This window comes from Chryseobacterium sp. CBTAP 102, assembly GCF_003201365.1.
Classification (GTDB): Bacteria; Bacteroidota; Bacteroidia; order Flavobacteriales; family Weeksellaceae; genus Chryseobacterium; species Chryseobacterium candidae.
In genome coordinates this window covers 60,463-72,829 of sequence record NZ_QICX01000015.1, presented here as the reverse complement: position 1 = coordinate 72,829, position 12,367 = coordinate 60,463, and the positions used below count along the sequence as shown (strand labels likewise).

10 protein-coding genes are annotated in these 12,367 nt (G+C 34.8%); all 10 read left to right on the top strand.

Annotated elements, in window-relative coordinates; genetic code table 11:
- The first annotated feature begins 1 nt into the window (after window position 1).
- Window positions 2–1,150, top strand: coding sequence for an efflux RND transporter periplasmic adaptor subunit (locus C8D70_RS17835; RefSeq protein ID WP_110368198.1), 1,149 nt, complete (start codon window positions 2–4; stop codon window positions 1,148–1,150).
- 42 nt (window positions 1,151–1,192) lie between these two features.
- On the top strand, window positions 1,193–1,657 hold the full coding sequence (locus C8D70_RS17830; protein WP_110368197.1) for a heme-binding domain-containing protein: 465 nt from the start codon (window positions 1,193–1,195) through the stop codon (window positions 1,655–1,657).
- Between the two features lie 76 nt (window positions 1,658–1,733).
- Window positions 1,734–4,241 (top strand): cation-translocating P-type ATPase, encoded by a 2,508-nt coding sequence (locus C8D70_RS17825; RefSeq protein WP_110368196.1) that lies wholly within the window; start codon window positions 1,734–1,736, stop codon window positions 4,239–4,241.
- A 39-nt stretch (window positions 4,242–4,280) separates the two neighbouring features.
- The gene (locus C8D70_RS17820) at window positions 4,281–4,670 is read left to right on the top strand and encodes a hypothetical protein (RefSeq protein WP_110368195.1); all 390 of its coding nucleotides are present in this window, start codon (window positions 4,281–4,283) and stop codon (window positions 4,668–4,670) included.
- Window positions 4,671–4,777: 107 nt separating this feature from the next.
- Complete coding sequence (locus tag C8D70_RS17815; protein WP_076594410.1) at window positions 4,778–5,221, top strand: thioredoxin family protein; 444 nt, start codon at window positions 4,778–4,780, stop codon at window positions 5,219–5,221.
- A 7-nt stretch (window positions 5,222–5,228) separates the two neighbouring features.
- Window positions 5,229–6,155 carry an FAD:protein FMN transferase gene (locus C8D70_RS17810; protein ID WP_076594411.1) on the top strand — a complete coding sequence of 309 codons (927 nt, stop codon included), beginning with the start codon at window positions 5,229–5,231 and terminating at the stop codon, window positions 6,153–6,155.
- Window positions 6,152–6,382, top strand: coding sequence for a DUF4266 domain-containing protein (locus C8D70_RS17805; RefSeq protein ID WP_076594412.1), 231 nt, complete (start codon window positions 6,152–6,154; stop codon window positions 6,380–6,382). Before C8D70_RS17810 ends, C8D70_RS17805 begins: the two co-directional genes overlap by 4 nt.
- Before the next feature lie 53 nt (window positions 6,383–6,435).
- Entirely contained in the window at window positions 6,436–7,611 is a 1,176-nt protein-coding gene (locus tag C8D70_RS17800) for a DUF3570 domain-containing protein (RefSeq protein ID WP_228408061.1), read from the top strand.
- A 1,096-nt stretch (window positions 7,612–8,707) separates the two neighbouring features.
- On the top strand, window positions 8,708–10,117 hold the full coding sequence (locus C8D70_RS17795) for a tetratricopeptide repeat protein (protein ID WP_110368193.1): 1,410 nt from the start codon (window positions 8,708–8,710) through the stop codon (window positions 10,115–10,117).
- Between the two features lie 171 nt (window positions 10,118–10,288).
- Window positions 10,289–11,713 carry a tetratricopeptide repeat protein gene (locus C8D70_RS17790; protein WP_110368192.1) on the top strand — a complete coding sequence of 475 codons (1,425 nt, stop codon included), beginning with the start codon at window positions 10,289–10,291 and terminating at the stop codon, window positions 11,711–11,713.
- Window positions 11,714–12,367 lie beyond the last annotated feature (654 nt).

Genomic DNA, 12,367 nt, shown 5'->3' with positions numbered 1-12,367 from the left:
AATGAAACGTACATTTAAAATTATATCATATTCCCTGTCAATAATAGGATTGCTCATGTTTTATGAGTGTAAAGATCATGTAAAACAGGAACCGCCAGCTGCCAGTCCGAAAGATGAAAACGTTGTAACGCTTACCGATGCTCAACTGAAAAATGCACCTGTAGTAACAACAGTACTTTCTATACAGAAGATTTCCTCTGTTTTAAAACTTAACGGAATGATAGATGTACCGCCACAAAATCTGGTTTCTGTCAGTATTCCTTTAGGCGGATACCTGAAATCGAGCAGCCTGCTTCCGGGAAAGCCGGTGTCAAAAGGGCTGGTGATTGCTGTGATAGAAAATCCGCAGTTTATTCAGCTGCAGCAGGATTATTTAATGGCAAAGTCTAAAAATCATTTTGCCCAGTTGGATTATAACCGCCAGAAAACCCTCAACCAAAGTCAGGCTACCAGTGATAAGGTGATGCAGCAGGCTCAGTCTGAAATGAACAGCCAGAAAATCCTGATGAACTCCCTGGCTCAGCAGCTCCGTCTTATCAATATCAATCCTGGATCTCTGAATTCGGGAAATATTCAGAAAAGCGTACCTGTTTATAGTAGCATCAATGGTTTTGTAAGCAAGGTCAACGTGAATATCGGTAAATATGTGAATCCTTCTGATGTCCTTTTTGAACTCATTAATCCGGATGATATACATCTTAACCTGAAAGTATATGAAAAAGATCTGGCAAATCTGAAGAAAGGGCAGAGGTTTGCCGCCTATACCAATGCCGAACCTGATAAAAAATACTATGGTGAAATTCTCCTGATCAGCAAAGATGTAAACCCCGGCGGATGGGCTGAAGTACACTGTCATTTTGAAAAATATGATCAGAGCCTTGTACCGGGAATGTATATGAATGCCGAGATCGAGACCAGTACTTCTTTTTCCAATGCTGTTCCTGAAGAGAGTATTGTCAATTTTGAAGGAAAAGACTTTGTTTTTGTTGAAGAAAAAAAGCAGGTCTATCGGTTAACACCTGTAATAGTAGGTGAAACAGAAAACGGATTTGTACAGATCATGAATGCTAATGATTTTAAGAATAAAAAAGTTGTCATCAGGAATGCATATACACTTCTTATGAAACTTAAGAACACTGCAGATGAATAAAAATTATAGTAAAATAAAAGAATTTATAAATAAATACAAATTATGAAAACATCATCTTTAATAAAAACAGGAGCAGGTTTTATAGTCCTGCTTCTGATTGTGATTCAGTTTTTTGATACTGATAAAAATATAGCGGCGGTTCCTTCAGAAAATGCTATTGAAAAACATTACCAGGTTCCGGATCATGTACAGGGATTATTAAAAACAAGCTGTTATGACTGTCATTCTAACACTACAGCTTATCCGTGGTACAATAACATACAGCCTGTAAAATGGTGGCTGGCAGATCATGTGAACTCAGGAAAAAGGCATCTCAATTTTGATGAATTTAACTGCTATTCAAAAGAAAAAAAATTAAAGAAACTTGATGAAGTTGCAGAAACCATAAGAGAAGGTGAAATGCCTCTTACCTCTTATACCTTTGTTCATCAGAATGCAAAGTTATCTGATACCCAAAAGTCCGAAATAGAACAATGGGTGAAAGAGGTGAAAAATCAGATTGAATAGCAGGCTGTTAAAAAAACAGGAATAGTACCCTGATATAACAAAACAATCAGTAAATTTAATATTATATCCATTTCGTATGAATTACAATATACCGGAAGATTTGAAAGGGCTTACAGAAACTGAAGTAGCCACTTCCAGAAAAAAATACGGATATAACCGCCTTGAAGCGGTTAAGAAAGAATCATGGACAGACCTTCTTCTCAACATCCTTAAAGAGCCGATGCTGATTCTTCTTATATGTGTTTCCTTCATTTATGTGCTTACAGGAGATTATGGCGAGGCTTTATTTATGTTTGCTGCTATTGTTGGAGTTACCGCCATTTCTTTTTATCAGGATAACCGAAGCAAAAAGGCACTGGAAGAACTTGAAAAATTGAATGAACCCCTAAGCAAGGTGATCAGGGATTCAAAGATTGTAGATATTCCTACTTTTGAAATAGCTGTCGGAGATCTGTGCATTACCGAGGAGGGCAATCTTATTAATGCTGACGGAAGAATTGTTCACAGCAACGATTTTTCTGTCAACGAATCTTCCCTTACCGGAGAGAGCTTTTCTGTTTTCAAGGACAGCAAATCTGAAGATAATAAAGTCTATGGCGGAACAATTACGGTTTCCGGACTTGCGGTTTTTGAGGTTGAAAATATTGGAAAGGAAACTAAAGTAGGAAGAATTGGACAGTCTATTCTGGGTATAAAAACAGAAGCATCTCCGTTACAGATTCAGATCAGAAACTTTGTAAAGGGGATGGCTGTTATCGGGGTCATTATCTTTCTTGCGGTGTGCATTTTCAGTTTTGTTAAAACAGGAGATTTTGTGACCAGTTTACTCAGCGGACTTACATTGGCAATGTCTGTACTTCCCGAAGAAATTCCTGTAGCTTTTACCACTTTTATGGCTTTGGGGGCATGGAAGCTGATGAGGGAAGGAATCATCATTAAAAGAAGCAGTATTGTAGAAACCCTGGGAAGCGTTTCTGTGATCTGTACAGATAAAACCGGTACGATTACAGAAAACTCAATGCAGTTGAAGCATCTTTATGATTACCGTTCCGAGAGGATTTATGAAGAAGCAGAGTTTGGAGCAACAGCATTACATGAGCTTATTGATTATTCGATGTGGAGCAGTGAGCCTGTACCTTTTGATCCCATGGAAATAACGCTGCATAAGATCTATGAACAGACCCGGAAGCCAGATCAGAGAAAAGACTATCAATTGTTTCATGAATATCCGCTGGAAGGCAAACCACCTATGATGACCCATCTTTTTGAAAACGAACAGAAAAACCGGATTATTGCAGCTAAAGGAGCTCCGGAAGCTATCATCAGTGTTTCCAGTCTTTCAGAAGAAGAGAAAAACAAAATAAGAAAGTTAATTAAAGACTTTGGAGAGCAGGGATACAGGGTTCTTGGTGTTGCCAGATCTCAATTTGAAGGAAATGATTTTCCTGATAAGCAGCAGGATTTTAAATTTGACTTTTTAGGATTGACCGTATTTTATGACCCTCCTAAAAAAGGAATAAAAGAAGTATTTAAACATATCTACGATGCCGGTATTCAGGTAAAAGTCATTACAGGAGATAATGCAGATACTACAAAGGCTATTGCATTGCAGGCGGGAATTGAAAACAATGCTCCGGCTATTAACGGAAGTGAAATTACTACAAGTTCTGAAGAAGATTTATTAAAACTTTCTGAAAAAGCAACCCTGTTTACAAGAATGTTTCCGGAAGCGAAGCTTGAAGTTGTTAAAGCATTAAAAAAACAAGGTCATGTAGTGGCGATGCTTGGGGATGGCGTAAATGACGGACCTGCATTGAAAGCTGCTCATATCGGAGTGGCAATGGGAAATAAAGGAACTGAAATTGCCAAATCAGCCGCAGCTTTGGTCATTACCAATGATGATCTGGATAAACTTGTTACCGGTATAGCTGCCGGACGCAGAATCTATGCTAATATAAAGAAGGCCGTTCAGTATATCATTTCCATTCACATCCCAATTATACTTACTGTTTCCTTACCATTATTTCTGGGTTGGGTATTTCCACATATATTTACTCCGGTGCATGTAATCTTTCTTGAGCTGGTTATGGGACCTACATGTTCTATTGTATATGAGAATGAGCCTATGGAAAAAAATGCGATGCAAAGACCTCCGAGGGCATTAACAGATACATTTCTGAGCTGGAGAGAGCTTATGGTAAGTATTATCCAGGGATTGGTGATCACCGCAGGAATACTTTGGATATATCAATATTCTGCTGATCTCGGCAATGATGAGTTTAAAACAAGATCTTTGGTGTTCAGTACTTTGATATTTGCTAATATATTACTGAGTTTGGTAAACCGGTCTTTCTATTACAGTATTTTTGACAGTTTTAAAAATCGTAATTTTTTATTGGCAGGAATTTCTGTGCTGGTACTTGTATTATTGTTTGTTATTCTTTATGTAAAGCCGGTATCTGGATTCTTTAGTGTGAAAGCTCTTAGTATAAAAGAATTAGGAATGACATTGATTGTTGCTGTTATTTCGGTCTTGTGGTTCGAGGTTTATAAGTTGGTGAAGAGACATTTGGGAAGAAAATAAAAAAATCATTTGTAATAAAATATTTCATAATTTTGATTAGTGAAAAAGTTGATTTCCATATTGTTGTTATTTTTATATTTGGTTTCTACAACCGAATTGTATCAGCTTTTGAAAATCCCGGAACTGATTGAGCATTACATCGAGCATAAAGAATTGAACCCGGATATGACGCTTACAGCATTTCTGAGAACACACTATGATCATCCCGTTAAAGATGGTGATTATGGTAAAGATCAGAAATTACCCTTTATTATTCATACAACACCACTTGCATTGGTCTTTATCATTGGGAACATATTTCATTTTGAACTTAAGAATGATCAATTTAAACAAGTAAAGTCGAGGAAAATACCATCAAAAAATAACAACTTCTGTTATAAGGGGTTTCTAAGGACAGCCTGGGAACCACCAAGGTATTTATTTTCCTGATATTTTTTCAAAACCGGCTTTCATCTGTTGTCAGCCGTTATGTACTGTATGCCATGTTAGGTGTACATTATTCAACTTACTATAACAATCGTTATCCATTTTAAATAATGAAAACAATATTTTTAGCCATATTCATGGTTATAACTGCCGTTAGCATTAAGGCTCAGAACCGTTTAGATAATGCAAAAAAACAGGCCTTGGAAAATAAAGAACTTATTTTACTTAATTTTTCCGGTTCCGACTGGTGTATACCTTGTATAAAGCTCCATAAGAATATCATCGAAACCGATGAATTTAAAAAGCTGGAAACGGAAAATATTATCGTCTATGTCAATGCCGACTTTCCTAGAAATAAAAAAAATCAGCTTTCTGCCGATATGAAAAAGGAAAATGCAGGGCTTGCCGATCAATATAACCCAAAAGGACTTTTTCCTTATACTCTTCTGCTGGATCAGGATGGGAAAGTGCTGAAAAGCTGGGAAGGGCTGCCTGCTGAAAGCGCATTGGCTTTTAGTAAAGAAATAAGGGATATACAACAGCAAAGAAAATAAGAAAAAGATGCTTAGAGAATTCAGAAAGCCTCAAAGGCTGATGGGAAATGCTTTTGAAATTACTGTAGTAGACGAAAGTGAAAAAAATGCTTATTTGCATATAGATGCGGCGGTAGCAGAAATTCAAAGAATTGAAAACCTGCTGACTACTTTCAGTGAGAACAGCCAGACCAGCCTGATCAACAATAATGCAGGATTAGAACCTGTAAAGGTTGACAGGGAGGTTTTTGATCTGATTGAAAGAAGTGTTCGCATCAGCCGCATTACTGACGGATATTTTGATATTTCATACGGAGGAATAGATAAAGGTTTCTGGAATTTTGACCGTAATATGAAGCAGCTTCCTGATCCGAAGACTATTAAGGAGCATTTGAAACTGGTAAATTATGAGAATATTATTCTCAACTCCAGGGATCAGAGTGTTTTTCTTAAGGAGCAGGGGATGAGGATAGGTTTTGGTGGCATTGGAAAAGGGTATGCCGCTGAGATGGCGAAAAGAATGCTTCAAAAAAGAGGTGTGGAATCAGGAATTGTCAATGCTTCCGGTGATCTTACCGCATGGGGAGTGCAGAGTAACGGAAAGCCATGGACGATAGGAATTGCAGACCCGGATCATTCCGGACAACCTTTTTCTTACATGAATATTACAGATATGGCTGTGGCAACATCCGGTAATTATGAAAAATTTGTCATGATTGACGGCAAAAAGTATTCTCATACCATCAATCCCAAAACCGGAATGCCAGTTTCAGGAATTAAAAGCGTCACTATTTTCTGTCCTAATGCAGAAATAGCAGATGCCATAGCAACTCCTGTCGGTATTATGGGAATTAAAGCAGCATTGGATCTGGTGAATCAGATCCACCAGCTGGAATGTATCATTATAGATGATGACAATACTGTCTATTCGTCTCAAAACATTAATTTACAATGAAAAACAATATAAAAAAAATAAAAAAAGGTCTGGTAGCTGTTGCTATCATAAGCCTGATTAATTCCTGTACTGCTTTGAAAGAATATGAAAAAGGAAAGCTGAATGATGCTGAAATGGCATTGGGCAACAGGACTATAGAGAAAACAGAACTTAGTTTCCAATCTTACCGGGAAGGTTCTTCAGGAGCTAATTCCGGAAAAGTGGGAGGTGGATGTGGATGTAATTAATGAGTTGTTACAGTTTATAAAATTTAGAAGAATCTCACATGAAAAAAATTGTAATGAGTGTTTGGATCCTTTTTGGATTCATGACCTCTAAAGCTCAGGAAAATACCAATACAGCACTTTCAAAAAAATTAAGTTTTGATGAAGCCAATCTGGTATCCAGCTATTACCATCAGGACGGCAACAACTCTGCTGTGACAGGAGGTATAGGATCGGAAAAGCTTAGTGATTTTTCCAATACAATTGACGTTACGATGGTAAAATATGACAATAAGCAGAGAAAAAATAAATTCAATCTTAGTGTTGGAGTAGATCATTATACGTCAGCTTCTTCCGATATGATTGATCTTAAAGCCAATTCTTCGGCTTCTCATGCGGATACAAGAATATATCCTTCGTTTCAGTGGAGCCGGGAGAATGAAAGTAAAGGAAGTACCATCTTCGGAGGACTCTCATTTTCTACAGAATTTGATTATCAGTCTTACGGGGCCAATATTGGTTTTGCCCAGAAAACAGCCAACAGGATGGGGGAGTTTACCGCCAAGTTTCAGACCTATCTTGATCAGGTAAAGCTGGTAACTCCTATAGAACTTCGTACAGGAAATTCAACAGGCAGAGAGCATGAAAACTATGGAACGAGCGGAAGAAATACTTTTGCATTGTCTTTAGCCTATTCTCAGATCATCAGCCAGAATTTTCAGGTTGAATTTCTGACGGATGCTGTACAGCAGACCGGTTTTTTAAGTCTGCCTTTTCACAGGGTCTATTTCACAGATGGCTCTGTACATCAGGAAACACTTCCGGATAAGAGATTTAAACTTCCACTGGGAGTGCGTGCCAATTATTTTCTGGGAGACCGCTTTATCTTCAGAACCTATTACCGGTATTATGCAGACAGCTGGGGCATCAGGTCAAATACATTCAATATTGAGACTCCGGTAAAAATATCTCCTTTTATTTCAGTAAGTCCGTTCTATAGGTATTATTCACAGAAAGGGACAAAATATTTTGCGCCTTATGAACAGCATACAGCTTTTGATGATTTTTATACGAGCAATTATGACCTTTCTACTTTTAACAGTAATTTTTACGGAGCAGGAATACGGTTTAATCCTAAAAATGGATTGTTTGGAATAGAGCGTCTGAATATGTTGGAAATCAGGTATGGGCATTATACAAAATCTGTAGGAATGAGTTCAGATATTATTTCTCTGAATCTCAGATTCAAGTAGTAATAAAAATGTCTAAACTTTTTTAGAAAACTCTGGATCTTTGGATTAAAACGTGTAATCCTACCTATGTATATCGGATAAATATTTGATTATAAGTAAGTTGAGCGATTTCTATCAGATCTGCTATAAACGTGTTTGAAAACTGTATTTCTACGATTACATAAACGGACAAATCATTTTTTAATGGTCTGTCCGTTTTTATTTGCTTTAAATTTATTTTTTAGCGAATTAATTAGATCAGAATATCTGAAATATAAATTGTCAATTCTAAAAAATATTCATAATTGAGTACTTAAAGAAAAACTGTTTAATTTGTCCACCACATTCTCCCAAAGACTGTCTTTTATATTTTTTTGAAAAAGCCGAAATGCTCAGTTTTTTTAATCCTAATTCTGAAGGGATCAGTTTGGTGAAAGTAATCTCTTCTTAACTGCTTATGTGCTGCCAATAAGTTTCAGTTTTTTCTGGCCTGAAATGGTATCGTCTGTAGTCCAGAATAAATGAATGGGAAATGTATAATTCTTAAAATGCCCTGTAGTCTCAAACTTACTACAGATGCTTAGATCTCCTGAAATCCTGTCTTTCTGTATAAATTACTAAGATTTATCATTTCCGGATGCGACTTAAAAAAAAAATCAATATCATTAAATTGTCTGCCTCCACGGAAGTTTAAATAATTCATTAAAATTTTAAATCGATTTAATCCATTTGTAACAAATTTCAATTCAGATAGTCTTATTGTAAACACAACATATATTTTTTGATCAGAAAGCCTATAAAAGCAGTCTGCCGGATTTATAAATCTTTGTGTAAAGGGGGAAATATTACATTATTTATTTGAATGTTACATTTTTGCGAAATAATTTGTTTATTTCACAATGAACATGATAATTTATGTATATTTATAACACTAATTGGGGAATAATATTTAAATAACGGTAGAAAATTATCAACTTATTTTTTGAATAAGTGAATAGGTAGATATGTAGATACATAGGGAAAAGTGGGGCTGATTGGAAAAATTAATTTAATCATTATTAAAAATAAAACGATACACTCAAAGGCTATAAAAAATATAAGAGCCTTTACAACCTGCATGCTTCTGCTTCTGGTTATGTTTTCATGCCATAATGAATCTCATCATACGGACCAGGAAAATTTTGATCTATCTCTGCTGACTCAAAGTTCTGAGCTTCAGCTTTCCGGTGAATATGAGGCTTTTGTTAAGCTTAATAAGGAATATCTGAAGAAAGCAGCAAAAATAAAATATAAAGAGGGAAAAGGACTCTGCTATCTGAATATGGCAGGGGTAAATGTTTCTGCCGGAAATTATGAAAAAGCCCGTGTTTTTTTCAATAAAGCAGAAAAAGATCTGATCAATTCTGAAAATGCTTATCATAAAGCAGTCTTCTATGATGATTACAGTCTGTATTATTCTCATCTTGAAATAAATGATAAGGCTATAGAATGCAATAAAAAAGCGTTTTACTATTTAAAGCAGACAAAAAAAACGGAACTCACCCAAAAACTTCTGCCAAGACTGTATGTCAACAAAGGAATTTACTATGCATGGAAAGGATGGTTCGGAACTTCTTTAAAATGCTTTACAAAAGCAAATGTGCTGGAAAATTCGGCATATACCAATTGTATGGTAGCCCAATACTATTTATTTACCCATAAACCTGATTCTGCCGGAATATATATTGCCAGGGCAGATGAAAAAATGATCAACCAGAAAACAACAGATGTGGAATCTCTTTGGGTATATTATACAATGGGATATTACTATAATGAAATTGACAATAGTCAACAAGCTGAAATAGCACTTAAAAAAGCGCTGGAAATCAATATTAAAACAAGACGAACCTATTCTTCACATATAAAAGAAGTTTACAAAGCACTTGCGGAATTATACAAGAAAAAAAATGACGGAGGCAAGGCCTATTTTTATCTGAAGAAATATATGGAAGAGGAAGGAAGGTTTGATGCAGAACGATTTGCCGTTATGAATAAAGCTACCGAAGATTTTATTTCGGAAATGAAACAGGAATCGGACTGGCATAAAAATGATCTTCCGTTATTTATTGCATTGTCTATCACTCTACTTACGGTTTCAGGAGTATATGTCCGGAAGATAATAAATAGGTTACAAAAAAAGAAAAATACTTTAAAAGAGCAAACCGATACATTGAAAAACCATGTCCGGACAAAGCAGCGGAATGAAGTGATTGAGCTTGCTAAAAAGAATGACTCTTCTTTTTTGTTGAAATTCAAAGAATTCTATCCTGAATTTATTAAGTCGCTTCTGGAGATCAATCCGGATCTTGAGAATTCAGAGCTGGCTTTCTGTGCAATGCTGAAATTACGCTTTTCATCCAAAGAGATTGCGGATTATACTTTTGTACAACACAAATCTGTGCAACAGAAAAAATACAGGATCAGAAAAAGGCTGAATATTCCCGGAGAAACAGATATTTATGACTTTTTTGAAAACCTGGAAGAATAATTAAACAGATCACAATAAAAACAGCAGGATCTTGTTTTATGAAGAGATTTTATTGTTGATCTTATCAGAAATAACCAGTGAGGATTTTTAAATGATACAAAATTGTTATAGTAAGAAGATCATTGTGTAACCATAGATGTATATAGGAATTTAGCTTAATTAGAGAAACATATGATACGTATTTTTCTTTCTGTTGTACTTTTTCTTTTAGTTTCGTGCCATTCTCAAACACAGAAAGAGGATGAAAAAAAATTTGATACTGCTTTACTGAAACAGAATGAAAAGTTCAGACTTGGCGGAGAGTATGACTCGTTGATTAATCTTAATAAAAGATATTATAAACAAGCCGATAAGATGAATTATGAAGATGGAAAGGCATTGTGTTATATTAATCTGGCAGAACTCAATATATCACTGGAAAATTTTCAGAAGTCGCAGATTCTTTTTGATAACGCAAAAGAGATTCTGGATAATTCGGAAGACAATCTGCATAAAGCAAGGTTTTATAACGTTTACGGCCGCTTTAATGCGGATCTTCGAAGGCTTGATAAAGCTTTTCAATATAATAATGAAGCAATGAATTATATAAAGAAAAGCAACAATTCAGGACTTAAAAACGATATCCTTTTCAGTATTTATCTGAGACAGGGTATTTATCTCAGCCAAAAAAAAGAATATGAAAAAGCACTCGACTATTTCCATAAAGCAAAAAAATTAAATAATACCGGACTTGCAGATTGTGCGATAAGCGATTATGTCTATATGTATAAAAACAAAGATTCTGCATATAAGTACATAACGATGGCTTACAACAAAGCTAATATCAGTGGCAAAGAAGATGGAATAGCACTCTATGCCAATACTATTATGGGAGAATATTTCCTTAATTATAAACAGTATTATAAGGCAGAAATAGCTCTTAATAAAGCTTTGAAAATCAATGAGAAAACGAAGCGTATTTATGCGTATTATGCCAAGTATATTTATAATGATCTCAGATTTTTATATGAACGTACCGGAGATAAAGAGAAGGCTTATTTTTATTTGAAAGCATATTCAGATGCTTTTTATAGAACAAATACATCCTTACTGGCTACCATCAATCAGGATATGGAGTCTTTTATTACAGTAACTCAGCAGGATGCCCATCATCATAAAAATAAAATATACTGGATTGTTTCCCTTTCATTTATGGGTCTTTGCCTGCTGGGATTATATGCCTGGAGAATTATTCTTGGCTTGAAAAAACGGAAAAAAATTCTTGCTGTAGAAGCTGAAAATCTGAAAATAAGTATGAATGACAACAAGCAGGAAGAAATCATAGAACTCGGCAAAAAGAATGATCCTGAATTTTTGAACCGTTTTAAAGAAACCTATCCTGACTTTATAGCCCAGCTTTTGACGATTAATCCAGGTCTTGAAAATTCTGAACTGATTTTTTGTGCGATGCTTAAACTCCATTTTACTTCTAAAGAAATAGCAAGCTATACTATGGTTCAGCACAGGAGTATTCAGCAGAAAAAATACAGGATCAGAAAAAAATTGAATATTCCCGGAGAAACAGATATTTATCATTTTTTTGATACCTTAAAATAATCAAAAAAAAACTGTCTGATTTATCAGGTCAGACAGTACTCGAAAATATTCTCTTTTCACCACTCGGTTTTTTTTGTGGTCTCAGTACTCAAATATGAAAATTTTTAACGTAAACAGAAAAAAATACTCTACTACACGGGTACTACACCATGTGTTTGCTTTTTTAAGTTATTGATATGTAGTCAGTTGTTTCTATTTGGTGTTTTGGAAGTTTATTTATGAAAAAAAAAGACATAACGATTCGAAATTGCTTTATTTTGTAAGTCCATATATTTATAATTTATCTTTTTTCATGTACTTAAGTAACATATAAGTATTACTTTCTTTCTGATTTTCAATTTGTTTTTCCGGGGATATATTGATCAGAATATCTAAAGTATTTTATCATTAAAATTTTTGCTGATTAATGAATACAAAAGAAGCGAAATGTAAATTGTTGATATTTAGTTATTTAGAGTTAAAGTGTATCTGTGTAGTATATTCTTTTTTTGTTTTTTATTAAAAATATATAAGTTTTGTACTGCGTTTTATTGTGAATGTTTTATAATATTTTTTGTTTTGTTGAATTTATGATAATAATGTATTTGTCATTAAGATCTCTAAAAAAACAAAAGTTAAAACAGATTTTTGTATAATATTTTAAATTATATTCTC